The organism is Phycicoccus sp. (genome assembly GCF_035325325.1).
Classification (GTDB): Bacteria; Actinomycetota; Actinomycetes; order Actinomycetales; family Dermatophilaceae; genus Phycicoccus.
Window position 1 is genome coordinate 9,562 of the sequence record NZ_DAOLAC010000020.1, and the last position, 23,836, is coordinate 33,397.

Sequence of the window (23,836 nt, forward strand, 5' to 3'; positions counted from 1 at the left end):
CCCCCGCCACGCGGGCCCGCCGTCCGTCCGGCGCGGGAGCACACTGGAGCCGAGACGCCCCCCGGTCGGCCGGCGGGGCCCCGGGCGCAGGAGGTGGTCCGGCACGGTGCGGCATCCGCGCGGAGCAGGCGCCGACGTGGCCGACGCGGTCGATGCCGCGGCCGGCGCCGTCCCGCCGTACTGGTCGCAGCCACCCGCGACCGTGCTCGCCTCGGTCGGCGGGCGCCCCGAGGGCCTCACCGACGCCGAGGCCGCGGCGCGAGCGCCCCACCAGCGGGCGCACGCTCAGCGGCCGGCGCTCACCGTGGCCCACGAGCTCGCCCGCCAGTTCAGCCAGCCGGTCGTCGTCGTCCTCCTGTGCGCGACGGCCCTCTCCCTCGTCCTCGGCGACCACGTCGACGCGCTGATCATCGCGGTCATCGTCCTGCTCAGCGGCCTGCTCGGGTTCTGGCAGGAGCACGGGGCGGCGGTCACCGTGGCGCGGCTGCTCGACCGCGTCCAGGTGCACGTCGAGGTGCGGCGCTCCGGCCGGGTGGTCTCCGTGCGGCCCGAGGAGGTCGTCGTCGGCGACGTCGTCCTCCTGGACGCGGGCGACGTCATCCCCTGCGACTGCCGGGTGCTCGTCGCCGAGGCGCTGCAGGCCGACCAGTCCGCCCTGACCGGGGAGACCTACCCCCGGCACAAGCACGCCGACCCCGCGCCCACGGACGCACCGCTCGCCGACCGGCACAGCGCCCTGCTCCAGGGCGGCCACGTCGTGAGCGGCCGGGGCGAGGCGGTCGCGGTCGTCACCGGTGCGCACACCGAGCTGGGCCGCATGTCGCGCGTCCTCACCGCCCGCAGCGCCCCGACGAGCTTCGAGCAGGGCACCGCGCGGCTCGGGCTCCTCCTGGCCCGGGTGACCCTCGGCCTGACCGCCGTCATCCTCGTCGTCAACGTGGTCCTGGGCCGTCCACTCGTCGACGCGCTGCTCTTCTCCCTCGCCCTGGCCGTCGGGGTGACCCCGCAGATGCTGCCCGCCATCGTCGCGGTCTCCCTCTCGACCGGGGCCCGGCGGATGGCGGCCTCCTCGGTCATCGTGCGCCGGCTCGACGCCATCGAGGACCTCGGCAGCATGGACGTGCTCTGCACCGACAAGACCGGCACCCTGACCACCGGCGTCCTGCGGCTCGCGGCCACGGTCGACGCCACCGGGGTGCACAGCCCGCGCGTCGCCGACCGGGCCGCCCTCAACGCCGCCCTCCAGACCGGCTTCACCAACCCCCTCGACGACGCGGTGCTCCGCGCCGTGCCCCGTCCGGCCGACCGGCGCGCCCTCGACGAGGTCCCCTTCGACTTCGACCGCAAGCGGCTGTCGGTCCTCGTCGACGGGGAGGAGGCGCCGGTCCTCGTGACCAAGGGGGCGTACCGGTCGGTCCTCGCGGTGTGCGACCGGCTGGTCGGGCCGGACGGGGCCCCCACGGCCCTCGACACCCCCGCCCGGGAGGCGCTCGAGGCCCGGATCCACCGGCTGAGCGCCGGTGGTCGCCGTGTCCTCGCCGTCGCCGAACGCCGGCTGCCCGGCCGCACCGCGGTGACCGTCGACGACGAGCAGGGGATGGTGCTCCTCGGCCTCCTCGCCTTCGAGGACCCGCCGAAGGACGACGTCGCCCGCACCGTCGCGGACCTCGCGGAGCTCGGCATCCGGCTGGTCATGCTCACCGGCGACAACCGGCTCGTGGCGGCCGACGTCGCCCGGGCGGTGGGCGTCACCGACCCGAGGGTGCTCACCGGACTGGAGGTGGAGGCCGCGGACGCCGACGCGCTGCGGGGGCTGGTGCGCTCCGCCGACGCGTTCGCCGAGCTGACCCCGACGCACAAGGAGCGGGTGATCGAGGCGTTCCGGGCCGACGGCGCGGTCGTCGGCTACCTCGGCGACGGCATCAACGACGCCGGACCGCTGCACCTCGCCGACGTCGGCATCTCGGTCGACACCGCGGTCGACGTCGCGAAGAGCGCGGCGGCGATGGTGCTGCTGGAGAAGGACCTCGGCGTCCTCGTGCGGGGAGTGCGACTCGGCCGGCAGACGTTCACCAACACCCTCAAGTACGTCTACACGACGGTCAGCGCGAACTTCGGCAACACCGCCAGCATGGCCGCCGCCTCGGCGTTCCTGCCCTTCCTGCCCCTCCTGCCGCGGCAGATCCTCCTGCTGAACTTCCTCTCCGACCTCCCGAGCGTCACGCTGGCCGGGGACCGGGTCGACCCCGAGGACGTGCGGCGCCCGCGCCGGTGGGACCTGCGCCAGGTGCGTGACTTCATGGTCGTGTTCGGGATGCTGAGCAGCGCCTTCGACCTGCTGACCTTCGCCCTCCTGCTCCAGGTGCTGGACGCCGGGGCGACGCTCTTCCGCACCGGCTGGTTCGTCGGGTCGACGCTCACCGAGCTCGCGGTCCTCTTCGTGCTCCGCAGCCGACGCCCGTCGTGGCGCAGCCGTCCCGGGGTGGCGCTCGTCCTCACGTCGGCCCTCGTCGCCGGCGTCACCGTCTCGTTGCCGTTCGTCCCCGCCGTGCGGCCGGCGCTCGGCCTCGGGCAGCCGTCGGTGCGGCTCGTCCTCCTGCTCGTGGCGGTGACCGGCTGCTACGTCGTCGCGGCCGAGCTGACCAAGCGGGTGTTCTTCCGCGGGGGCCGCGCCGGGCCGTCGACGGCTCCGCCGCCCACCACCACGCAGCAGCGGCGGCTGCGGCACGTCGCGCGCGAGCACCGCCACCCGGTGGCGACGACTCAGGCGACGAGCCAGCGGGCGGCGGTGTCGAGGTCGGGGTGGACGTGGCGGTAGCCGCTCTCGCGGCGCACGGCGCCGACGATGCGCTGGCTGCCGAGGATCTCACCGGCGAACTCACCGACCCCGAGGCGGAGCGCGGGGGAGGGCGCGGGCAGCAGCGCCGGCCGGTGCAGGGCTCGCCCGAGCGCCGCGGCGACGTCGCGCTGGCGCGCGGGTGAGGGGCCGCAGAGGTTGACCGGCCCGGTGACCTCGGGGTGGTCGAGGAGGTGCAGCAGCGCTCCCACCTCGTCGGTCAGGGTGATCCACGGCCAGAACTGGCGGCCGAGGCCGAGCGGACCGCCGAGCCCGAGCCGGGCGAGCCGGAGCAGCGGCTGCATCGCGCCGCCGTTCCGCGCCATGACGATCCCGGTGCGCGCGAACGCGACCGGTGCCCCGGCCTCGACCGCCGGGGCGGCCGCGGCCTCCCAGGCGATGACGACGTCGGAGAGGAAGCCGGTGCCGGGAGGGTTGGCCTCGGTCAGCTCCTCGTCCCCGCGGTCGCCGTAGTAGCCGACCGCGGAGCCGGACACGAGCCGCACCGGGTGGTCGGCCGCGGCCACCGCCGTGGCGACCGCCGTCGTGGAGTCGGTGCGCGAGGCGAGGATCGTGTGCTTGTACGCCGGGGTCCACCGCTTGTCGCCGACGCCCGCACCGGCGAGGTTGACGACGCCGTCGACGTCGTCGAGGACCGCGGGGTCGAGGTGTCGGGAGGCGGGGTCCCAGCGCACCTCGTCCGCGGCGGACGGGGCCCGGCGGACCAGTCGGACGACCTCGTCGCCGCGCTCGCGGAGCGCGGCGACGAGAGCGGTGCCGATGAGGCCGGAGGACCCGGTGACGACGATGCGGGCCACGGCGCGGGCGTCAGAGGCCGAGGTCGGCCTCGAACGCGCCCTCCTCGAGGCGCTGCTTCATCGTCGAGAGGAAGCGCGCGGCGTCGGCGCCGTCGACGATCCGGTGGTCGTAGGAGAGGGCGAGGTAGACCATCGAGCGGATGGCGATCGTCTCGCCACCGTCCTCGCCCCGGACGACGACCGGGCGCTTGACGACCGCACCGGTGCCGAGGATGCCGACCTGCGGCTGGTTGATGATCGGGGTGTCGAAGAGCGCCCCGCGCGAGCCGGTGTTGGTGATGGTGAAGGTCCCGCCGGCCAGGTCGTCCGGCATGATCTTGTTGCTCCGCGTCCGGTCCGCCAGGTCGGCGATGCCCCGGGCCAGGCCGGCGATGTTGAGGTCGCCGGCGTTCTTGAGGACCGGGACGATGAGCCCCTTCTCGGTGTCGACGGCCATGCCCAGGTTCTCGGACCCGTGGTAGGTCACCTGGTCGTCCTCGATGCTCGCGTTGACCATCGGGTGGGCCTTGAGGGCCTCGACGGCGGCGAGCGCGAAGAACGGCAGGAAGCTGAGCTTGGTGCCCTCGCGCTGGGCGAAGTCGGCCTTGGCCCGGTCGCGCAGCCGCGCGATGCGGGTGACGTCGACCTCGACGACCGTCGTCAGCTGGGCCGAGACCTGGAGCGACTCGACCATCCGGCGGGCGATCGTCTTGCGCAGCCGCGACATCGGCTGGGTCGTGCCGCGCAGGCTGGTGTCGACCGGGGCCTTCGTGGCGGCCGAGGCCTGCGGCGCGGCCGCGGGCGCCTGGGCGGCCGGCGCCTGGGGCTCCGGCTCGGGGGCCTTCTTGGCCTCGGCGGCGGCGAGGACGTCCTGCTTGCGGATGCGCCCGCCGATGCCGGTGCCGGTGAGGCTCGCGAGGTCGATGCCGTGGTCGGCGGCGAGCTTGCGGACGAGCGGGGTGACGTAGCTGCTCGCGTCGGACTCGTCGGCCCGAGGGGTCGGCGCCGTCGAGCTGCCCGAGGCCGGAGCGGTGCTCGCCGACGGGGCGTCGTCCGCGGCGGCCGCCGCCTCGTCGGGCTTCTCCTGCGCCGGCGCCTCGTCGGCGGGAGCCGGCTCGGGCTCCCGCTCGGCCGGGGCCGGCTGCTGCGGCTCGGGCTCGGGCTGGTCCTCCGCGGCCGGGGTCTCCTCGGCGGGGACGTCGGCCTGCGCCGGCGCCTCGGCGGGCGCGCTGCCCCCCCCGGACCCGCCGACGACGGCGAGGTCGGCGCCGACCGGCACCGTCTCGTCCTCCTGGACGAGGATCTTCGTCAGGGTGCCGGCCACCGGCGAGGGGATCTCGGTGTCGACCTTGTCGGTGGAGACCTCGAGCAGCGGCTCGTCGACGGCGACCTCGTCGCCCTCGGACTTCAGCCAGCGGGTCACCGTGCCCTCGGTGACCGACTCGCCGAGCGCGGGCATCTGGACCGTCGTGCCGTCGCCCGACCCGCCGGCGGAGGAGCCGGAGTCGCCCGACCCCGCCGGCGCCGACTGCTCCTGCTGCGCCGACTGCTCCCGCTCGTCGCCGCCGGCCTGCGGCTCGGCGGGCTCCTGCCCGCCCTCGTCGCCGGCCTCGGCGACCGCGCCGGTGTCGGCGGGGTCCGCGACCTCGTCGGCCGGACCCTCACCCGATCCGGAGCCGGAGCCGGAGGTCGACTCCTCCTGCGCCGGGGCGGACTCGCCGCCACCCGAGGAGCCCTCGGAACCCGCGCCCTCGCCGATGACCGCGAGGTCGGCGCCGACGGGGACGGTGTCGTCCTCCTGGACGAGGATCTCCTGGAGCGTGCCGGCGACCGGCGAGGGGATCTCGGTGTCGACCTTGTCGGTGGAGACCTCGAGGAGCGGCTCGTCGACCGCGACCTCGTCGCCGACACTCTTGAGCCACCGCGTCACGGTCCCCTCGGTGACGGACTCGCCGAGTGCGGGCATCTGTACACGTTCCGACATCAGTGGTGCTCTCCTTCGTGGGCGGTGGCGGTCATCACTCTAGTTGTGTGCGTGCAGCGGCTTGCCGGCGAGCGCCAGGTGGGCCTCGCCGAGGGCCTCGTTCTGGGTCGGGTGGGCGTGGACGAACGGCGTGACGTCCTCGGGGTGGGCCTCCCAGCCGACGACGAGCTGGGCCTCGCCGACCTGCTCACCCATCCGCGAGCCGACCATGTGGATCCCGACGACCGGGCCGTCGACCACGCGGACGAGCTTGACGAAGCCCTGGGTCCCGAGGATCTGCGACTTCCCGTTGCCGCCGAGGTTGTACTCGAAGACCTCGACCGCCTCCCCGTGCCGCTCGCGCGCCTGCTCCTCGGTGAGCCCGACCGAGGCGACCTCCGGGTCGCAGTAGGTGACGCGGGGGATGCTCGACCCCTCGACCGGTCGCGGGTCGAGCCCGGCGATCGACTCGGCGACGAGGATGCCCTGGGCGAAGCCGCGGTGCGCCAGCTGCAGTCCGGGCACGATGTCGCCGACCGCCCAGAGGCCCTCCACCCCGGTGCGGCACCGCTCGTCGGTGACGACGAAGCCCCGCTCGAGGGTGACGCCGGCCTCCTCGTACCCGAGCCCGTCGGTGACCGGGCCGCGGCCGACGGCGACGAGCAACAGGTCGGCCTCGAGCTCGGTGCCGTCCTCGAGCCGGACGGTGACGGCGTCCGGCCCGTCGGTGGCGGACGCGAACCGGGCGCCGGTGCGCACCGTGATGCCGCGCTTGCGGAACGCGCGCTCGAGCGCCTTGCTCGAGGCGGCGTCCTCGGCCGCGACGAGCCGGGGCAGGGCCTCGACGACCGTGACCTCGGCGCCGAAGGAGCGCAGGACGGAGGCGAACTCGACGCCGATGACCCCGCCACCGAGGACGACGGCCCGCCCGGGGACCTCCTCGAGCCCGAGCGCCTGGTCGCTCGTCATGACCCGGCCACCGAGCTCGAGGCCGGGCAGCGTGCGGGCGAAGGAACCGGTGGCGAGGACGACGTGGCGGCCGACGAGGCGCCGGTCGCCGACGACCACGGTGTGCGGCCCGTCGAGCCGGCCGTGGCCCTCGACGTAGTCGACCGCGCGGCCCCTGACCAGCCCCTGGAGGCCCTTGTGCAGCCGGGCGACGACACCCTCGCGGTAGGCGGTGACGGCGGGCAGGTCGATGCCCTCCAGGGTGGCGCGCACCCCGAACCGTCCGGCCTCGCGCGCGGCGTCCGCGACCTCCGCCGCGTGGAGCAGCGCCTTGGTCGGGATGCAGCCGCGGTGCAGGCAGGTGCCGCCGAGGAGGTCCTTCTCGACCAGCGCGACGGAGAGCCCGAGCTCGGCGGCGCGCAGCGCGCACGCGTAGCCGCCGCTGCCTCCTCCGAGGACGACGACGTCGTGGGTGGGTTCGGCGGTGGCCGGCATGCGGTGCTGCTCCGTTCTCGCGGTGGCGGTCCGTGGGCACGGCGGCACGGGGTGGGCGCGCCGGCTCCGTCCCGCATCCTGTCACTCCCGGCGGCGCGGCACGAGGCCGCCGTGCGGGCGGGACCACCGGTGGGGGCGCAGGTCGCTCGCCTATCGTGTGCGCATGGCGTGGTGGAGACGTGGGCGGCGGGGTGTCGCACCGCACGACGGCAGCGACCTCGGGAGCGCCCGGGCGCACCTCGAGGACTTCGTCCGCACCCGGCGGGGGGTCGAGGCCTACGTCGAGCCGGCGACCAACGTCACCGCGACGACGCTCGTGCTCATCGCCCACGACGGCGAGTGGACCCGGCGCGCCCTGCCCAGCCGGCCCCAGGCGTTCGACGTCGCCCGCGGGCTCGGCGTGCCCGTCTACGACGTCAACCTCACCGGCTACCCGGCCCGGATGCGCGCCTGGACCGCCCGCCAGCGCCGCGACGGCAGGGCCTGAGCGCGGAACCCGGTGGCCGGGGCGGCGGACCCCGTGCGACGGTTGACCCCCCGCCCACCGACGAGGAGGACACCCCCGATGTCATCGAAGGACCGACCCCGCGCCGCCGTGCCCGACGAGGTCAAGGAACGGTTCCGCGCCGCGCTCGAGAAGAAGCAGGCGCACGCCGGCACCGACGTCTCCGACACCACCGACCACGGCAAGGTCGACCACGCGCACGGACCGGAGACCAGCGCCCGCCAGCAGATGTTCCGGCGCAAGAGCGGCGGCTGAGCCACCCCGACGACGCCGGGGTGGCTCAACCCGCTCAGCCGCGGGCGCCGTGGGCCTCGACGAGACCGAGGAGGGTGGCGACCCCGAACCCGGTGCCGCCCTTGGGGTTGCGCCCCTTCGGACCCTTGTCGTTGAACGCCGGGCCGGCGATGTCGACGTGCGCCCACGTCGTGCCCTCGGGCACGAACTCCTCGAGGAACTTCGCGGCGGTGAGCATCCCGCCGGCGCGGTCGCCCTTGTGCGCGATGTCGGCCACCGGGGTGTCGAGCTTCGCGCGGAGGGCGGCCGGCAGCGGCATCGGCCAGGCCCCCTCGCCGGCGGCGTCGGCGGCGGCGACGACCGTGGCGCGGAAGGCGTCGTCGTTGCCCATCACCCCGGCGATGTCGTCGCCGAGGGCGATCATCTGGGCCCCGGTGAGCGTCGCGATGTCGACGATCCAGTCCGGGCTCTTCTCCGCGGCGAGGCAGATGCCGTCGCCGAGCACCATCCGGCCCTCGGCGTCGGTGTCGAGGATCTCGACGCTCGTGCCGTCGCGCATGACGACGACGTCGCTCGGCCGCTGGGCGCCGCCACCGGGCATGTTCTCGGCGAGGCAGAGGTAGCCGGTGACGGCGACCGGGACCCCGGTCTCGGCGGCGGCGAGGACGGTGGCCGCGACCGCGGCGGCACCGGCCATGTCGCACTTCATCGTCACCATGCCGGTCGACGGCTTGAGGTTGAGGCCGCCGGTGTCGAAGGTGATGCCCTTGCCGACGAGCGCGACCGAGCCCCGGGCTCCCGAGGGTGCCCAGGTCATCGTCACGATGCGCGGCGGGTTGGCCGAGCCCTGGCCGACGCCGGTGATGCCGCCGAAGCCGCCCTTGGCCAGCGCCTTCTCGTCGAGCACGGAGACGGTGATCTTGGCGGGGGAGTCGGCGGCGCGCTTCTTGACGGCGTCGGCGAAGGACTGCGGGAAGAGCAGGTTCGGCGGCATGTTGACGAGGTCGCGGGCCCAGTCGCGGGCGGCGCCGAGCGTCGCGGCCCGGGCGACGACGTCCTTGGCCGCCTTGCCCTGGCCGGCGCCGGAGACGACGACGATCTTGGGGCCGGCGGGCGGCGTGGCGGCGGGGCGGCCCTTGCGCGCCGGCAGCGGGGCCGCCTTGTCGTAGACGTAGCAGCCGGCGAACGCGCCGTCGGCGACCGCCGACAGGGACTCGGTGTCCGGGGTCGGGAGGGCCACGCCCACCGCCTTCTTGCCGCGGACCGTGCGCAGCGCCGCGGCGGCGGCCTCGCGGAGCACGGTGTGCTCGAACGCGGTGCGACGGGTGGTGCCCGGGCCGAGGCCGGTGACGACGACGGAGGTCGCCTTGACGCCCGGCACGGCGACGACGCGGTGCACCTCCTCGGCGCGTCCGGTGGCCTCGAGGTCGGCGAGCACGGCCTGGAGGTGGACGACGGCCTTGCGCGGGAGCCCGTGCCCGGCGGCGAGGTCGGCACCCTCGCCGGTCCCGACGGAACCGACGACGAGGGCGTCCACGGGGAGGTCGGCGGAGGTCTTGGTCGTCACGGTCAGTGAAGTCATGCCGGCAGACTATCCGGGGCGCCGGGAGGGCCCGGGGGGCGCGGTAACGTGCCGACCATGACCGACCTCAAGCACTCGCCGCTGCACGACCGGCACCTCGCCCTCGGCGCGAAGATGGCCGACTTCGGCGGTTGGGCCATGCCGATCGAGTACCCCGGGGGCGGGGTCGTCGCCGAGCACACCGCCGTCCGCGAGCGGGTCGGCGTCTTCGACGTCTCGCACCTCGGCAAGGCCCGGGTCAGCGGCCCCGGTGCCGCCGACTTCGTCAACGCCTGCCTCACCAACGACCTGCGCCGGATCGGTCCCGGGCAGGCCCAGTACACGATGTGCTGCACGGACGACGGCGGCGTCGTCGACGACCTCATCCAGTACCTGCGCTCGGACGAGGACGTCTTCCTCATCCCCAACGCGGCCAACACCGCGCGGGTCGTCGAGCTGCTCGCCGCGGCGGCCCCCGAGGGCGTCCTCGTCGAGGACCTCCACCACGGCTACGGCGTCATCGCGGTCCAGGGCCCGCGCTCGGACGAGGTCCTGACGCGGCTCGGCCTGCCGGTCGACCACGACTACATGAGCTTCGTCGAGACCACGTGGGAGGGCCTGCCGGTCATCGTCTGCCGCACCGGCTACACGGGGGAGCGCGGCTACGAGATCGTCCCGGCCTGGGACGTCACCGGCTCGGTCTGGGACGCACTGCTCGCGGCCGCCGGCGAGGAGGGCGGCCTGCCCGCCGGCCTCGGCGCCCGCGACACCCTGCGCACCGAGATGGGCTACCCGCTGCACGGCAACGACCTCTCCCTCGACATCACGCCGGTCATGGCCGGCGCGGCGTGGGCCGTCGGCTGGGACAAGGAGGCGTTCTGGGGCAAGGAGGCGCTGACCGCCGAGCGGGCCGCGAAGGAGACCCGGCTCATGCGCGGGCTCGTCGTGACCGGCCGCGGCATCCCCCGCGCCCACTGCGAGGTCCGCGACGCCGCGGGGACGACGGTCGGCGAGGTGACCTCCGGCACCTTCTCCCCGACCCGCAGGCAGGGCATCGCCCTCGCGCTGCTCGACCGCTCGGTCACGCTCGGCGACGAGGTCGTCGTCGACGTCCGCGGCCGGGCGCTCGAGGCCACCGTCACCAAGCCGCCGTTCGTCGAGGCGGGGGTGCGGTCGTCGTGAGCGAGCAGTGGAGCTGGACCTACGCCGACGCCGACGGCGCGGCGGTCACCGGTCCGCCGACGACGGAGTCGACCTTCCCCACCCAGTCCGACGCCGAGAGCTGGTTCGGTGAGGTCTGGCACGAGCTCGCCGACGCCGGCGTCGCCTCGGTCACCCTGCACCGCGACGGTGGTGTCGTCTACGGCCCGATGAGCCTCGAGGCCGCGCCCTAGCCCGGTCGCGTATCACCGCTGGCCCGGCTCCCTCCTCCACGGCAGGATGAGCCGACGGGCGCCGCGCCCGGGGCAGGAGAGGGCGATGCCGGGTGCACCGGAGGGGCCGCAGGACCCCGTGCGGGCCGCGTTCGCCGCGACGGTGCCGTCGTGGCGCACCGTGCTGGTCGGCACCTGGGCAGCGGCCGTCGTCGCGGCCCTCATCGCCCTCGGCCAGCTCGACGCACTCGTCGGCCAGGTCGTCACCGCCGGGCACACCGTCTCGCTCACCGCGCTGACCGGCCCCGGCGCCCTCGCCGGGCGTGCGGCCACCGTCACCGCCTGGTCCGACCTCGCGCCCACGGTCGCCGCCGTCCCGGGCCTGGGGCACTGGGTCCTCGCGTACGCGCTCGTCGACCTCGTGTTCATCGCCCTCTACGCGGGGGGCGGCGGCTGGGTCCTGCGCCGGGCCGCGACCGGGACCTCGCCGGGGCGGACCTGGTACGCCGCCGCGTTCGTGGGGCTGGCCGTCGGCGCGCTGGCCGACGTCGTCGAGTCCGCCCTCCTCCTCGACCTGCTGGACGGGCGGGGGCACCCCACGGTCCTCGTCGGTGCCTCCACGGCCAAGTGGACCGGGCTGGTGGTCGCCGTGGTGGCGGCGGTCGTGGGCCGCCGGCAACGCGGCGACACCCCCCGTGGGCCGGCCCAGACCTCGCCGTGGCGGCCCGGGGACGAGGAGGTTCCCGCCGGAGCGGTGCGGCGGGTCCTGGCCGCGCTCTACACCCACCGCTTCAGCCTGCTCGTCGTCGTGCCGTTCGGCGCGCTCGGGCTCGCCTCCGGCTCCGACATCCTCGACCAGCTCCCGGACGTCCAGCGCCAGTGGGTCGACGATGCCCCCGGACTCCGGATGCTCGTGAGCGGTGCGCTCACCGCGGTCGTCGCCCTCGTCGTCACCGTCGTCGGCCGGCTGCGCAGCCACTACGTCGCGGCCTGCGTCCCCGGTGACGCCGACCCGCCGAGCGCGGCCCCCTACCGGCCGCCGGCCCTCCTCCCGTGGTTCGTCACCGCGGCGGTCATCGCCGTCGGTGCGCTCGTGTCGCGGGCGCTGCTCGGGTCCTGGGACCTCATCGTCCCGCGGTTCGCGATCGCCGTCGCGGTGCCCCTGCTCGTGTGGCTGGGCTCGCTCCTCCTGCGCCGGGGTGGCCGCCCGCTGCCGTGGGGGCCGTACCGCCGTCCGGTGACCGCCGCGCAGGCGGCGACGACGACGGTCGTCGGCGACGTCCTCGGGATCCTCGTCCTCGTCATCCCCGGGCTCGGCCTCGTGCGCGCCTTCACCGCCCCGGTCGCCCTCGGCATCCTCGGCTGGAACCTCGTCCTCCTCCTCGCCGGGGTGGCCGGCACCCTCGGCACCTTCGCGGCCGCCCGGTGGGCCGGGCGGTGGCTGGGCCGGGTCGCGCCGGAGCGGATGCTCGTCGCGCTCGTCCCGGGACGGGTCCTCGACGCGGTGGGCCGGTGGCGCTCGCGGCTCGGGGGCTGGATCCTCCTCACCTGTGGCGTCGTCGCCTTCGTCGCCGTCGGCCTGTGGCCGGAGCCGGTCGCGGGCGCGCTCGGCGTCATCGGCGTCATGCTCCTCGCGGTCTCGGCGGTCGCCCTGCCGCTCGGCGCCACCGTCATCCTCCTCCAGGGCGGTGGCGCACCGGACGTGCTCTCCCGGCCGATGACGCCGCTGCTGCGGACCGCCCCCGTGATGACCGTCGTCGTCCTCACCGCCGTCGTCGTGGGGCTCACCGGCAGCGACGCGCGGGTGCACGGGCTGCGGGTGTCGAGCGAGGCCGCACCCGACCCCGGCAGCCGCCCCGACCTCGGGACGCGGCTGGCCGGCCTCCTCGCCCGGCCGGGGTGCGACACCCCGCTGCCCGACACGCCCTACCGCGTGCGGCCGCTCTTCCTCCTCGCGGCCGAGGGCGGTGGCATCCGCGCCGCCGCCTGGACCGCCCTCGGCACCGACGCGCTCGCCGCCGCCGGCGGGGACTGCGCCGAGGCCCTGGCCTCCTCCGGCGCCAGCGGGGGAGCGGTCGGCCTCACGGTGTCCGCCTTCGCCGCGGGGGACGCCTTCCCGGCCGTCGAGGCGATGGCCGGCCCGGACACCCTCGGCGTCGCCGTCTCCGGCCTGCTCGTCCGCGACCCGCTGCGCTCGGTCACCGGCCTGGCCTTCCCGACCGCCGGTGAGCAGGGCTGGGTCGACCGGGCCGGGTTGATGGAGCGCGAGTGGGAGCGGGCGGTCCCGGCGCTGCGCACCCCCTACCTCGACGCGCCGACCGGGCGGGTCACCGGCGCGCTCGTCCTCAACTCCACGTCCGTCGCGACGCACTGCCGCGCCGTCCTCAGCCAGGTGGCCCTCGACCCGGCCGCCGACGCCCGCGACTGCCGGACGCCCACGGCCGTCCCCGACACGGTCGACCTGCTCGCGACGCTGCGCACGGGCTGCTCCGGCCCGGCGCCGGCGCTGCGGGCGAGCACGGTGGCGCTGCTCGCGTCCCGCTTCCCGTACGTCACACCGTCCGGGGTGGTGACGACCGGCTGCCCGCCCGGGAGCACGTCGCCCGACGCGCAGCAGCTCGTCGACGGCGGGTACGCCGACAACGACGGCCTCGGGACCCTCGTCGACCTCGCGCCGCGGTGGCTGCCGGCGCTGCGCGCGCACAACGGTGCCGTCCTCACCGCCGGCGGGGGCGCGACGCCGCTCGTCGTACCGGTGCTCGTCTACCTCGACAACGGCTCGGGCAGTGACCTGTCCGCCGACCCGGCGGGCGCGACGAACGAGGTGCTCGTGCCCCTGCTGACCAAGGGAGCGGCCACGGCGGCGCTGTCCTCGACCGACACCCAGCTGCACCGCTCGCTCGCCGTCCTCGCCACCGACGGGGTGCTGCCCGGCTGCGCCGACGACACCACCGGCGCGTGCGCGGCCGTCGAGCGCTGGCGCGGCCCGGCGGTCAAGGTCTTCTACCAGCCGACCCGGCCGAGCATCGCCGCCCCGCTGGGGTGGGTGCTGTCCGACGAGTCGTTGCGGACACTGCGCTGCGCCCGCGACGACCAGGTCGTCGGGGCCGGCCTCGCGCCGCTGCCGGGCACCGCGTGCGAGGGGCAGAGCGCGGTCGCCGGGGAGGGGGTCCTCCCGGCGCCGGGGGGCCCGGCCGGGTGCTCGGACGACGCCCGCGACGACTCGCCGCTCGCGGCGCGCGGCTACGGGACGATGCGCTCGGCGCTGTGCCTGGCCCGCGCGGCGGCCGGGCGCTGAGGAGCGGGCCCGCTCAGGAGGGGTACTCGCCGCGCTTGACGACGGGGACCGGGCGGCGGCTGCGGCGCAGCTGGAAGACGCGCATCACGGCGTAGGACATGCTGCCGCGGGGGAGGGCGTCGGCGCCGAACTTGGCGACGAGGCGGCCCTTGAGGCGGCGCCACATGAGCGCGGTGTCGACGATGACGAGGAGCACCGCGCCCCAGGTGAGGTAGACGCTCACCGTGAAGATGGTGACGTTCCGGACGAGGCTCAGCGCGAGGACGATGAGCATCACCGGCAGGAGGAACTCGCCGAGGTTGCGCCGCGCGTCGACGTAGTTGCGGATGTACCGCCGCACCGGGCCGCGGTCGCGGGGCGGGTAGTGCGACTCGTCACCGGACTCGAGGGCCTTGCGGACGGTCGCCAGCTGCTCGCGGCGGGCCTCGCGGTCACGGGTGCGCGCCTCCTTGCGGTCGGCGACGACGAGCGGTCGACGGCGCGCGGCCTCCTGGTCGCGGCGCTTGGGGGTGGGGCGGTTCTTCGCGCCCTCCCGCTGCGTCGCGGTCTCCGCGGGGGCCTGCTCACTCGACTTGCTGCGTCCGAACACGAGGCCAACTCTAGGTGCACCGCGGGGGTGCTCCGGCCCGGGGCGGGCCGGGCCGGCCACGGCGGGCCCGGCGGTGGGTAGGGTCGGTCGACGTGACCGACGTGCTGACCGACGACCAGAAGACCGCCCTCCGCGAGCGGGTCCGCGAGCTGATGCCGCAGGTCCGTGCCGACCTCGAGGCGCTGACCCGCATCCCCTCCGTCTCGCTCGACGCCTTCGACCAGGCGCACGTCGAGGCGAGCGCCGAGGCCACCGCCGCGCTGCTGCGCGCCGAGGGGCTGGCGGTCGAGATCGTCCGCGAGGGCGGCCGGCCGGCGGTCATCGGGCACCGGCCCGGCCCGCCCGGGTCGCGCACGGTGATGCTCTACGCGCACCACGACGTCCAGCCGCCCGGGGACGAGTCCCTCTGGGAGAGTGCGCCCTTCGAGCCGACGGAGCGTGACGGGCGGCTCTACGGCCGCGGCGCCGCCGACGACAAGGCCGGAATCATGGCGCACGTCGCCGCCCTGCGCGCGCACGGCGACGACCTGCCGGTGGGGGTGACGATCTTCGTCGAGGGCGAGGAGGAGATCGGCTCCGACTCGCTCCCCACCATCCTCGAGCGGCACGGCGAGAAGCTGCGCGCCGACGCCATCGTCCTCGCCGACTCGGGCAACTGGGACATCGGCGAGCCGGCCCTGACGACCACCCTGCGCGGGATGATCCGGGCGGTCATCACGGTCTCGACCCTCGACCACGGCGTGCACTCCGGGATGTTCGGGGGCGCCGTGCCGGACGCCCTCATGGTGCTCGTCCGGCTCCTCGCCGCCCTCCACGACGACGAGGGGAGCGTGGCCGTCCCCGGCCTCAAGGAGGGCGTGGCCTCCGACCTCGACTACGACGAGGAGCGGCTGCGGCGGGAGTCGGGGCTGCTCGACGGGGTGCACCCGATCGGCTCCGGCAGCCTGCTGACCCGGATGTGGACCAAGCCGTCGCTCACGACGATCGGCATCGACGCACCGACCATCGCGACCTCCTCGAACACCCTCGTCCCGACGGCCGCCGCGAAGGTCTCGATGCGGATCGCCCCGGACGAGCACGACCTCGACGCCTTCGAGCGGCTGCGCGAGCACGTCCTCGCGCACGTGCCGTGGGGCGCGCGGGTCGAGGTGGAGCTCGACGAGCGGGGCCTCGGGTTCGCCGCCGACGCCGACGGCCCGGTCTACGACCAGGCGCGCGCCGCGTTCGAGGACGCCTGGGGTGTCGCCCCGGTCGACATCGGCGTCGGCGGCTCGATCCCGTTCGTCGCGGCCTTCGCCGAGCAGTTCCCCGAGGCGGCCATCCTCGTCACCGGGGTCGAGGACCCCGACGCCCGGGCCCACGGCGCCAACGAGTCGCTGCACCTCGGCGAGTTCGAGACCGTCTGCCTCGCCGAGGCCCTGCTGCTCGCCCGGCTCGGCGCGCTGCCGGCCTGAGGCAGGATCGAGCGATGGCCCAGGGCACCTACGTCGAGGACGACTTCCGGCGCGACACGAACTACATCGAGGACCGGGTGACGGTCGACGGTGCGGGGGAGCACGAGTGGCCGGTCGAGGCCGGCCGCTACCGGCTCGTCGTGGCGCGCGCGTGCCCGTGGGCCAACCGGGCGATCATCGTCCGCCGGCTGCTCGGGCTCGAGGACGCCATCTCGATGGGGATCTGCGGACCGACCCACGACGCCGACTCGTGGACCTTCGACCTCGACCCCGGCGGCCTCGACCCGGTCCTGGGCATCCCGCGGATCAAGGACGCGTACGAGAAGCGCTTCCCCGGCTACCCGCGCGGCATCACGGTGCCGGCGCTCGTCGACGTCCCGAGCGGGAAGGTCGTGACCAACGGGTTCGCCCAGCTGACCCTCGACCTCTCGACCCAGTGGCGTGCGCACCACCGCCCGGGCGCGCCGGACCTCTACCCGGAGGCGCTGCGCGAGGAGATGGACGCGGTGATGCAGCGCGTCTACACCGAGGTGAACAACGGCGTGTACCGCTGCGGGTTCGCCGGCACCCAGGCCGCCTACGCCGCCGCCTACGAGCGGCTCTGGACCGCGCTGGACTGGCTGGAGGAGCGGCTCGCGAGGCGGCGCTACCTCATGGGCGAGACCATCACCGAGGCCGACGTCCGGCTGTTCACGACCCTCGCGCGCTTCGACGCCGTCTACCACGGGCACTTCAAGTGCAACCGGCAGAAGCTCACCGAGCTCCCGGTGCTGTGGGCCTACGCTCGCGACCTCTTCCAGACCCCCGGCTTCGGGGACACGACGGACTTCGTCCACGTCAAGAGCCACTACTACGAGGTGCACCGCGACATCAACCCGACCGGGGTCGTGCCGGCCGGCCCGGACCTCGCCGGCTGGGCGACGCCGCACGGCCGCGAGTCCCTCGGCGGGCGCCCGTTCGGCGACGGCACGCCGCCGGGTCCACCGCCGGAGGGCGAGCGGGTGCCGACGGCGCACAACCCGCACGTCGGCGCGGACGGCCTCGTCCACGCCTGACCGCGGTCAGTCCTTGGCGGTCTCGCCGGGCAGGGCGAGCATCCGGTCGAGGGCGACCCGGGCCCAGTGCGCCACCTCGGGGTCGACGTGGATCGGGTTGACGACCCGCCCGTCGACGAGCGACTCGAGCGCCCACACGAGGTGCGGCAGGTCGATGCGGTTCATCGTCGAGCAGTAGCAGACGTTCTTCTCGAGGAAGACGATCCGCTGCTCGGGGAACTGCGCGGCGAGCCGGCGGACCAGGTTGAGCTCGGTGCCGACCGCCCAGGCCGTCCCGGCGGGAGCGGCGGCGATGGTCTTGATGATCTTCTCGGTCGAGCCCACCTCGTCGGCGAGCTCGACGACCTCGTGGCGGCACTCGGGGTGGACGATGCCCCGCACGCCGGGGACCTCGCGGGGGGCCGCCCCGACCGCCTCGACGGAGAACCGGCCGTGGACCGAGCAGTGCCCGCGCCACAGGATCATCGTCGCGTCGCGCAGCTCCTCGGGGGTCAGGCCGCCCATCGGCGTGTGGGGGTCCCAGACGACGCAGCCGTCGAGGGAGCCGCCGAGGTCGCGGACGTAGGTGTTGCGGCCGAGGTGCTGGTCGGGGAGGAAGAGGACCTTGCCGCCCTCGCCGGCCTGCTCGAGCGCCCAGGTGAGGGCGGTCCGCGCGTTCGACGAGGTGCACACCGTGCCGCCGTGTCGCCCGGTGAAGGCCTTGATGGCCGCCGACGAGTTCATGTACGTCACCGGCACGGTGACGTCCGCGACCCCGGCGGCGACGAGCTCGTCCCAGCACTCCTCGACCTGGTCGATCGCGGCCATGTCGGCCATCGAGCAGCCGGCGGCGAGGTCGGGCAGGACGACGGTCTGGGTGTCGGCGGTGAGGACGTCGGCCGACTCGGCCATGAAGTGGACGCCGCAGAAGACGACGTACTCGGCGTCCGGGCGGGCCGCGGCCTCCTTGGCCAGCTTGAAGGAGTCGCCGGTGACGTCGGCGAACTCGATGACCTCGTCGCGCTGGTAGTGGTGACCGAGGACGAAGAGCCGGTCGCCGAGCGCCGCCTTCGCCGCCCGGGCGCGCTCGACGAGCCCGGGGTCGGACGGCGCGGGGAGCTCGCCGGGGCACTCCACCCCGCGCTCGGTGGCGAGGTCGCGGCCGTGGCCGAGGACGAGGAGGGGGAGGGGCGCGGGCCGGGGCTCGCCGGTCGTGGTGCTCACGGCGCCCGATCCTAGGCGCTCAGCCCATGCTCTTCTGGCCGTCGATCGTCTCGCGGATGATGTCGGCGTGCCCGGTGTGGTGCGCGAGCTCGCTGAGGACGTGGACGAACACCCGTCGGGCGCTGCGCCGCTCACCGGGACGGAACCACGGCGCGGGCGGCAGCGGGTGGTCGGCCGAGAGGTCGCAGGTCCGGATGAGCTCGTCGGTGTGGGCCGCCACCTCGCGGTAGAGGGCGACGACGCCCTCGAGCGTCTCGTCCTCCAGCAGCCGGAACTCGCGCGCCCGCGCGTCGAGGTCGGCGTCGTCCCCGCCGGCCATCGCGCCGCGCTCGACGAAGTCGGTCCAGCCCCGCTCGGTGAGGGCGACGTGCTTGACGATGCCGCCGAGGCACAGCTCGCTCGCCGTCGGGGTCAGCCGGGCTTGCTCGTCGGTGAGTCCCTCGACGGTGTGGAGCAGGAAGTGGCGCTGCTGCGCGAGCGCCTCGAGCAGGGCGACCCGCTCGGGGTCGAGGTCGGTGGCGGTGTCGGTCATCGGGGCCTCCTGGGCGCTCGTCGGTGCCCCGACGGTAGGCCCGGCCACCGACACCCCGCGCGGGCTGCGGCGATACGCTCGCCCCGTGCGCGTGCTCATCGCTCCCGACGCCTTCGGGTCGACCCTGGGGCCGGTGCAGACCGCGACCGCGCTGGGGGAGGGCTGGGCCGAGGGGGCCCCGCACGACGACCTCCGGCTGCTCCCGCTCTCGGCCGGCGGGCCGGGCTTCCTCGACGTCCTCGAGCGGGCCGTCGGCGGCACGACCGTCGCGACGACGGTCAGCGACCCCCTCGGCCGCGACGTCCCCGCGGCCGTCCTGCTCGTCGACGAGCCCGACCGGCGCACCGCCTACCTCGAGGCGTCCCAGGCGAGCGGGCTGCACCTGCTCTCGGCCGACGAGCGCGACCCGGCGCTCACGAGCACTTGGGGGGTCGGCCAGCTCCTCGAGACCGCCCTCCAGGAGGGTGCCGGCCGCATCGTCGTCGGCGTCGGCGGCGGCGCGACGAACGACGCCGGAGCCGGCCTGCTGGCCGCCCTCGGCGCCGGCCCGGCCTCCGCCCTGGCCCGCGGCGGCCTCGCCCTGCGCGACGCCGGCGCGGACGCGCTCGCCGGGCTGCCCGACGTCGTCGAGCGGTTCGCCGCGGTCGAGATCGTCCTCGCGACCGACGACCTCATCCCGCTCCTCGGGCTGTCCGGCACCAGCGCCGTCGACGCACCGGGCAAGGGGGCGACGCCGCAGACCGCCCAGGACCTCGAGGGCGCGCTCGGCCACTTCACCGACCTGCTGACCCGCGCCCTGCCGCACCCGCCCCTCGACCTGCTGACCGGGGCCCCCCGCCGACTGGACCGCGAGCCGGGCGCGGGGGCCGCCGGCGGCCTCGGCTACGCCCTGCTCGCCCTCGGTGCCCGGCAGGCCGGCGCGGTGAGCGAGGTGCTGCGGGTCACCGGCTTCGACGTCGCGGCCGCCGGCAGCGACCTCGTCGTCACCGCCACCGGGCGGCTGGACTGGACCGCCGTGCGCGGGTCGGTCGTGTCCGGGGTCGCCGAGGCGACGATGGCCACCGGGCGCCCCGCGGTCGTCGTCGCGGGCGAGCTCCTCGTCGGCCGCCGCGAGACGATGTCGATGGGCCTTGCCGGCTGCTACGCCGTCGCCGACCACCCGCGCGAGGTCGAGGCGATGGTCGCCGACCCGGTCGCCACGCTCCGGGCCCGCGCGGCCCGGGTCGCGCGCACCTGGTCCCCGGCGCGGTGAGGCCCCGCGCCGTCGTCCCCGGGCGGGGCGATGGCCCGGACGGTCCGGCCCGCGACGTACAGTGGAGGAACCCCGGGAACACCGGGCCCGTCCCCGCGGTTCACCCCACGAGGCCGGGTCACCGGCCCCGAGCACGCGCCCGCCACGGACGCGCCCCAGACCCACAGCACCGAGGAGTCCTCACCATGAGCGACCAGCTCCAGACCACCGAGGCCACCCCCGAGGTCGCCGCGCACGGCGTCCTCCTCACCGACGTCGCCGCCTCGAAGGTCGCCTCCCTGCTCGCGCAGGAGGGTCGCGACGACCTGCGGCTGCGCGTCGGCGTCCAGCCGGGCGGCTGCTCCGGCCTCATCTACCAGCTCTACTTCGACGAGCGCACCCTCGACGGCGACCTCGTGCGCGACTTCGAGGGCGTCGAGGTCGTCGTCGACCGGATGAGCGCCCCGTACCTCGAGGGCGCGACGATCGACTTCTCCGACACCATCGAGAAGCAGGGCTTCACGATCGACAACCCCAACGCGGGCAGCTCCTGCGCCTGCGGCGACAGCTTCAGCTGACGCCCCCGGACGGGCCCGGACCTCCTCGGGGGGTCCGGGCCCGTCCGCGTCCCCGGGGTCCGGGTAGGTTGCTCGCGTGCAGATCGCCGTCGCCGGGTCCATCGCCACCGACCACCTCATGACCTTCCGCGGGAGGTTCGCCGACTCCCTCGTCGTCGAGCAGCTCGACAAGATCTCGGTCAGCTTCCTCGCCGACCGGCTGGAGATCCGCCGCGGCGGGGTGGCCGGGAACATCTGCTTCGGGATGGCCGTGCTGGGGGCGCGCCCGCTGCTCATCGGCGCCGCCGGCGAGGACTTCGGCGACTACCGCAGCTGGCTGACCCGGCACGGCGTCGTCACCGACCACGTGCACGTCTCGGACACCCAGCACACCGCCCGGTTCGTCTGCACGACCGACGACGACATGGCCCAGATCGCGACGTTCTACTCCGGGGCGATGTCCGAGGCCCGGATGATCGAGCTCGGTCCGATCCACGAGCGGTGGGACCTCGACCTCGTCCTCGTCGGCGCCGACGACCCCGAGGCGATGCTCCGGCACACCGAGGAGTGCCGGGCGCGGGGCATCCCCTTCGTCGCCGACCCCTCCCAGCAGCTGGCCTTCGCCGACGGGCCGTTCATCCGCAAGCTCGTCGACGGCGCCGACATCCTCATCACCAACGAGTACGAGTCGCACCTCACCTCGACCAAGACCGGCTGGAGCCAGGAGGAGATCGACGACCGGGTGACCACCCGCGTCGTGACCCTCGGCAAGGACGGCGCCGAGATCCGCACCCGCGGCGCCGACCCGGTCCACGTGCCGGTGGCGGGTGAGGTCGAGCGGGTGGACCCCACCGGGGTGGGCGACGCCTTCCGCGCCGGGTTCCTCGTCGGGCTGGCCGGGCGGCTCTCGCACGAGCGGTGCGCGCAGATCGGCTCGGTGCTCGCGGCGTACGTCCTCGAGACGGTGGGCACCCAGGAGTACTCGGTCGGTCGGAGCGGGTTCCTCGACCGGGTCACGGCGGCCTACGGCGCCGAGGCGGCGGCGGACATCGCCCCGCACGTGCGCACCGCCCGCGACTGAGGGCCCGGAGGCCCCCGGTGGTCTTCCCGCCCGTCGAGCCGCCGCACACCGGCTGGCTCCTCGACGCCGCCCGGGCCACGCCGGGGGACGACCTCGTCGCGGCAGGCGCCGACCTCGAGCCCGGCACCCTCCTCGAGGCCTACCGGCTGGGGCTCTTCCCGATGGGCCTGGGCCGGGACGGGCGGGGGACGGTCGGCTGGTGGTCGCCCGACCCCCGCGGCGTCATCCCGGCGGGAGCCCTGCGCGTGCGGCCGTCGCTGCGCAAGGTGCTCGGCCGCTTCGAGGTGAGCGTCGACCGGGCCTTCGCCGACGTCGTCGCCGGCTGCGCCGACCCGGCGCGCGAGGGCCGCTGGATCACGCCGGAGGTGGAGGCGGCCTACACGCGCCTCCACGAGCTCGGGTGGGCGCACAGCGTCGAGGTCTGGCGAGACGGCGAGCTCGTCGGCGGCCTCTACGGCGTGTCCGTCGGCGGCCTGTTCGCCGGGGAGTCGATGTTCCACCGCGTCCGCGACGCCTCCAAGGTGGCGCTCGTCGCGCTGGTCCGCCGGTTCGAGGCCGACGGCGACCCGCGCCGGCTGGTCGACGTGCAGTGGGCGACCGACCACCTGCGCCGGCTCGGGGCCCGGGAGTGGCCGCGCGAGGAGTACCTGCGCCGCCTCGCCGTCGCGCTCGAGGCGCCTCAGGTCGACCTCGCGGCCGAGGCTCCGTCGACGAGCACGGTGTAGCGGGTCCAGCCCTCCTCGTCGGCCAGGGTCACGGTGTGCCCGCGCATCCGGGCCCAGGCCGGGACGTCGGAGCGAGCTGCGACGTCGTCGGCGAGGAGGACCACGACGTCACCGGGGGAGAGGTCGCGGGCGACCCGGGCGACCCGGACGACGGGCACGGGGCAGCGCGTGCCCCGGGCGTCGACGAGTGCGGGCTCGCTCACAGGTCCTCGGTCCCCATCCGGCGCCGGACCGTCCGCACGGCGTCCGTCAGCTCGGCCCGGAGGCGCTCGACGTCGGCCTCCCGGCCCGGGGAGACCGAGGCGAGCGGCAGGACGACCCGCACGTTGCCGTGGGTCAGCACCCCCATCGCGGCGAGCACGTGGCTCGGACGCAGGACGCTCGAGGTGCAGGCCGAGCCGGAGGCGACGGCGAGCCCGCGCCGGGCCAGCTCGTCGACGAGCGCCTCGCCGTCGGCGAGCAGGACGCTGAAGGTGACGACGTGGGGGAGGCGGTCGTCGGGGTCGCCGAGCACCTCGACGTCGCGGATGCCGGCGGCCGCGGCCCGCACCCGGGCGACGAGCGCGCGGGCCTGCGTGGCGTCCTCGGCGGCCGCGGCCTCGGTCTGCCGCCACGCCTCGGCCGCGGCGAGGACCAGCGGGACCCAGGGCGCCGCGAGGACCCGCCCCTGCTCGGCCTCGGCCCGGGGGCCGGGGAGGGACCAGCGGGTGCCGGTGCGCACCCCGAGCAGGCCGAGCGGCGGCCCACCGAAGGAGGCGGCGTCGGCCACGACGACCGACCCCTCGGGGCCGAGCGGGTCGCGCCCGAGCGATGCCGTGGCGTCGAGGAGGAGGGGGACACCGGCGGCGCGGGCGGCGGCGTCGAGCGTCGCGACCGGTTGCCGGGTGCCGACCTCGCCGTTCGCCGTCTGGAGGACGGCCGCGGCGACCCCCGGCGCGGCGACCGCCGCCACCCAGGCCGCCGCGTCGACCCGGCCGAGCCCGTCGACCGGGACCGGGGCGGCGTCCCCGGCCCGCAGGAGGAGCACCGAGCGCTCGGCGGCTCCAGCGACGACGACGTCACCGGTCCGGCGCCGGGCGTGGCGCAGGCCCTCGAGCCCGACGGCGAGGGCGTCCTCGGCGCTCGGGTGGACGGAGAGCTCACCGGGCCGGACGCCGAGCGCCCCGGCCAGCACGGCCCGCGCCGTGTCGAGGTGGGCCCGGGCGGCGCGGCCGGGACCGTGGACCCGCGTCGGGTCGGCCCACGCCACGCCGACGGCCGCCTCGAGGGTGCGGGCGGCGAGCGGGTGGAGCGGCCCGCGGGAGGCGTCGAGGACCCCCTCGGCGGGCGCGTCCGCCGGCCCCGCGCGGACGCCCTCCGGGGACGGTTCAACAGGGCTGTGCGGCACGGCTCGACGGTA

The 23,836-nt window shown here is 75.8% G+C and carries 21 protein-coding genes; 12 read left to right on the forward strand and 9 right to left on the reverse strand.

Annotated elements, in window-relative coordinates:
• The first annotated feature begins 136 nt into the window (after positions 1-136).
• Positions 137-2,818, forward strand: a complete 2,682-nt coding sequence (gene mgtA, locus PKA89_RS12485) for a magnesium-translocating P-type ATPase (RefSeq protein ID WP_324419902.1) — start codon at positions 137-139, stop codon at positions 2,816-2,818.
• On the opposite strand, the gene PKA89_RS12490 is transcribed toward mgtA, so the two are convergent.
• The 3 genes from PKA89_RS12490 to lpdA are packed head-to-tail and all read right to left on the reverse strand — an operon-like array spanning position 2,764 to position 7,039.
• Complete coding sequence (locus PKA89_RS12490; RefSeq protein ID WP_324419904.1) at positions 2,764-3,654, reverse strand: TIGR01777 family oxidoreductase; 891 nt, start codon at positions 3,652-3,654, stop codon at positions 2,764-2,766. The genes mgtA and PKA89_RS12490 overlap by 55 nt on opposite strands.
• A 10-nt stretch (positions 3,655-3,664) precedes the next feature.
• Positions 3,665-5,617: a 2-oxoglutarate dehydrogenase, E2 component, dihydrolipoamide succinyltransferase gene (gene sucB / locus PKA89_RS12495; protein WP_324419906.1), complete on the reverse strand. Its 1,953-nt coding sequence runs from the start codon at positions 5,615-5,617 to the stop codon at positions 3,665-3,667.
• A 39-nt stretch (positions 5,618-5,656) separates the two neighbouring features.
• On the reverse strand, positions 5,657-7,039 hold the full coding sequence (gene lpdA / locus PKA89_RS12500; RefSeq protein ID WP_324419908.1) for a dihydrolipoyl dehydrogenase: 1,383 nt from the start codon (positions 7,037-7,039) through the stop codon (positions 5,657-5,659).
• A 163-nt stretch (positions 7,040-7,202) separates the two neighbouring features.
• Here lpdA and PKA89_RS12505 point away from each other — a divergent pair, with 163 nt between their 5' ends.
• Together PKA89_RS12505 and PKA89_RS12510 are read left to right on the forward strand one after the other, a co-directional pair.
• Positions 7,203-7,526: a hypothetical protein gene (locus tag PKA89_RS12505; RefSeq protein WP_324419910.1), complete on the forward strand. Its 324-nt coding sequence runs from the start codon at positions 7,203-7,205 to the stop codon at positions 7,524-7,526.
• Between the two features lie 78 nt (positions 7,527-7,604).
• Positions 7,605-7,799 carry a DUF5302 domain-containing protein gene (locus PKA89_RS12510; RefSeq protein ID WP_324419912.1) on the forward strand — a complete coding sequence of 65 codons (195 nt, stop codon included), beginning with the start codon at positions 7,605-7,607 and terminating at the stop codon, positions 7,797-7,799.
• A 34-nt stretch (positions 7,800-7,833) separates the two neighbouring features.
• Here the strand turns inward: PKA89_RS12510 and PKA89_RS12515 are convergent, their stop codons facing one another.
• Positions 7,834-9,360, reverse strand: coding sequence for a leucyl aminopeptidase (locus PKA89_RS12515; RefSeq protein ID WP_324419914.1), 1,527 nt, complete (start codon positions 9,358-9,360; stop codon positions 7,834-7,836).
• A gap of 57 nt (positions 9,361-9,417) precedes the next feature.
• On the opposite strand from PKA89_RS12515, the gene gcvT reads away from it, so the two are divergent.
• The 3 genes from gcvT (at position 9,418) to PKA89_RS12530 (ending at position 14,010) form a co-directional block, all read left to right on the forward strand.
• Complete coding sequence (gcvT, locus tag PKA89_RS12520) at positions 9,418-10,521, forward strand: glycine cleavage system aminomethyltransferase GcvT (protein WP_324419916.1); 1,104 nt, start codon at positions 9,418-9,420, stop codon at positions 10,519-10,521.
• The gene (locus PKA89_RS12525) at positions 10,518-10,733 is read left to right on the forward strand and encodes a hypothetical protein (protein WP_324419918.1); all 216 of its coding nucleotides are present in this window, start codon (positions 10,518-10,520) and stop codon (positions 10,731-10,733) included. The genes gcvT and PKA89_RS12525 overlap by 4 nt, the downstream gene beginning before the upstream one ends.
• An 85-nt stretch (positions 10,734-10,818) precedes the next feature.
• A complete protein-coding gene (locus PKA89_RS12530; RefSeq protein WP_324419920.1) occupies positions 10,819-14,010 on the forward strand; it encodes a hypothetical protein in 3,192 nt (1,063 codons plus the stop codon).
• Positions 14,011-14,023: 13 nt separating this feature from the next.
• On the opposite strand, the gene PKA89_RS12535 is transcribed toward PKA89_RS12530, so the two are convergent.
• Complete coding sequence (locus PKA89_RS12535; protein ID WP_324419922.1) at positions 14,024-14,599, reverse strand: DUF3043 domain-containing protein; 576 nt, start codon at positions 14,597-14,599, stop codon at positions 14,024-14,026.
• A gap of 92 nt (positions 14,600-14,691) precedes the next feature.
• On the opposite strand from PKA89_RS12535, the gene PKA89_RS12540 reads away from it, so the two are divergent.
• Positions 14,692-16,053: a dipeptidase gene (locus PKA89_RS12540; protein WP_324419924.1), complete on the forward strand. Its 1,362-nt coding sequence runs from the start codon at positions 14,692-14,694 to the stop codon at positions 16,051-16,053.
• 14 nt (positions 16,054-16,067) lie between these two features.
• Positions 16,068-17,108: a glutathione S-transferase C-terminal domain-containing protein gene (locus tag PKA89_RS12545; RefSeq protein ID WP_324419926.1), complete on the forward strand. Its 1,041-nt coding sequence runs from the start codon at positions 16,068-16,070 to the stop codon at positions 17,106-17,108.
• A gap of 6 nt (positions 17,109-17,114) precedes the next feature.
• Here PKA89_RS12545 and nadA read toward each other — a convergent pair whose 3' ends face one another.
• Entirely contained in the window at positions 17,115-18,311 is a 1,197-nt protein-coding gene (gene nadA / locus PKA89_RS12550; RefSeq protein WP_324419928.1) for a quinolinate synthase NadA, read from the reverse strand.
• Positions 18,312-18,330: 19 nt separating this feature from the next.
• The gene (locus tag PKA89_RS12555) at positions 18,331-18,843 is read right to left on the reverse strand and encodes a DinB family protein (RefSeq protein WP_324419930.1); all 513 of its coding nucleotides are present in this window, start codon (positions 18,841-18,843) and stop codon (positions 18,331-18,333) included.
• Positions 18,844-18,928: 85 nt separating this feature from the next.
• On the opposite strand from PKA89_RS12555, the gene PKA89_RS12560 reads away from it, so the two are divergent.
• The 4 genes from PKA89_RS12560 (at position 18,929) to aat (ending at position 22,437) form a co-directional block, all read left to right on the forward strand.
• Positions 18,929-20,095 carry a glycerate kinase gene (locus tag PKA89_RS12560; RefSeq protein ID WP_324419932.1) on the forward strand — a complete coding sequence of 389 codons (1,167 nt, stop codon included), beginning with the start codon at positions 18,929-18,931 and terminating at the stop codon, positions 20,093-20,095.
• 185 nt (positions 20,096-20,280) lie between these two features.
• The gene (locus PKA89_RS12565; protein WP_324419934.1) at positions 20,281-20,652 is read left to right on the forward strand and encodes an iron-sulfur cluster assembly accessory protein; all 372 of its coding nucleotides are present in this window, start codon (positions 20,281-20,283) and stop codon (positions 20,650-20,652) included.
• 76 nt (positions 20,653-20,728) lie between these two features.
• Complete coding sequence (locus PKA89_RS12570) at positions 20,729-21,712, forward strand: carbohydrate kinase family protein (protein ID WP_324419936.1); 984 nt, start codon at positions 20,729-20,731, stop codon at positions 21,710-21,712.
• Positions 21,713-21,729: 17 nt separating this feature from the next.
• On the forward strand, positions 21,730-22,437 hold the full coding sequence (aat, locus tag PKA89_RS12575) for a leucyl/phenylalanyl-tRNA--protein transferase (protein ID WP_324419938.1): 708 nt from the start codon (positions 21,730-21,732) through the stop codon (positions 22,435-22,437).
• On the opposite strand, the gene PKA89_RS12580 is transcribed toward aat, so the two are convergent.
• Entirely contained in the window at positions 22,392-22,640 is a 249-nt protein-coding gene (locus PKA89_RS12580) for a sulfurtransferase TusA family protein (RefSeq protein ID WP_324419940.1), read from the reverse strand. The two genes, aat and PKA89_RS12580, sit on opposite strands and share 46 nt — an antisense overlap.
• The gene (locus PKA89_RS12585; RefSeq protein ID WP_324419942.1) at positions 22,637-23,824 is read right to left on the reverse strand and encodes an aminotransferase class V-fold PLP-dependent enzyme; all 1,188 of its coding nucleotides are present in this window, start codon (positions 23,822-23,824) and stop codon (positions 22,637-22,639) included. Before PKA89_RS12585 ends, PKA89_RS12580 begins: the two co-directional genes overlap by 4 nt.
• Positions 23,825-23,836: the final 12 nt, after the last annotated feature.

Excerpts from the sequence above, each read along its gene's own strand:
- lpdA (WP_324419908.1), bottom strand. The coding sequence starts at position 7,039 with ATGCCGGCCACCGCCGAACCCACCCACGACGTCGTCGTCCTCGGAGGA.
- PKA89_RS12510 (WP_324419912.1), top strand. The coding sequence starts at position 7,605 with ATGTCATCGAAGGACCGACCCCGCGCCGCCGTGCCCGACGAGGTCAAG.
- PKA89_RS12545 (WP_324419926.1), top strand. The coding sequence starts at position 16,068 with ATGGCCCAGGGCACCTACGTCGAGGACGACTTCCGGCGCGACACGAAC.
- PKA89_RS12530 (WP_324419920.1), top strand. The coding sequence starts at position 10,819 with ATGCCGGGTGCACCGGAGGGGCCGCAGGACCCCGTGCGGGCCGCGTTC.
- PKA89_RS12505 (WP_324419910.1), top strand. The coding sequence starts at position 7,203 with ATGGCGTGGTGGAGACGTGGGCGGCGGGGTGTCGCACCGCACGACGGC.
- sucB (WP_324419906.1), bottom strand. The coding sequence starts at position 5,617 with ATGTCGGAACGTGTACAGATGCCCGCACTCGGCGAGTCCGTCACCGAG.
- PKA89_RS12555 (WP_324419930.1), bottom strand. The coding sequence starts at position 18,843 with ATGACCGACACCGCCACCGACCTCGACCCCGAGCGGGTCGCCCTGCTC.
- PKA89_RS12515 (WP_324419914.1), bottom strand. The coding sequence starts at position 9,360 with ATGACTTCACTGACCGTGACGACCAAGACCTCCGCCGACCTCCCCGTG.
- gcvT (WP_324419916.1), top strand. The coding sequence starts at position 9,418 with ATGACCGACCTCAAGCACTCGCCGCTGCACGACCGGCACCTCGCCCTC.
- PKA89_RS12565 (WP_324419934.1), top strand. The coding sequence starts at position 20,281 with ATGAGCGACCAGCTCCAGACCACCGAGGCCACCCCCGAGGTCGCCGCG.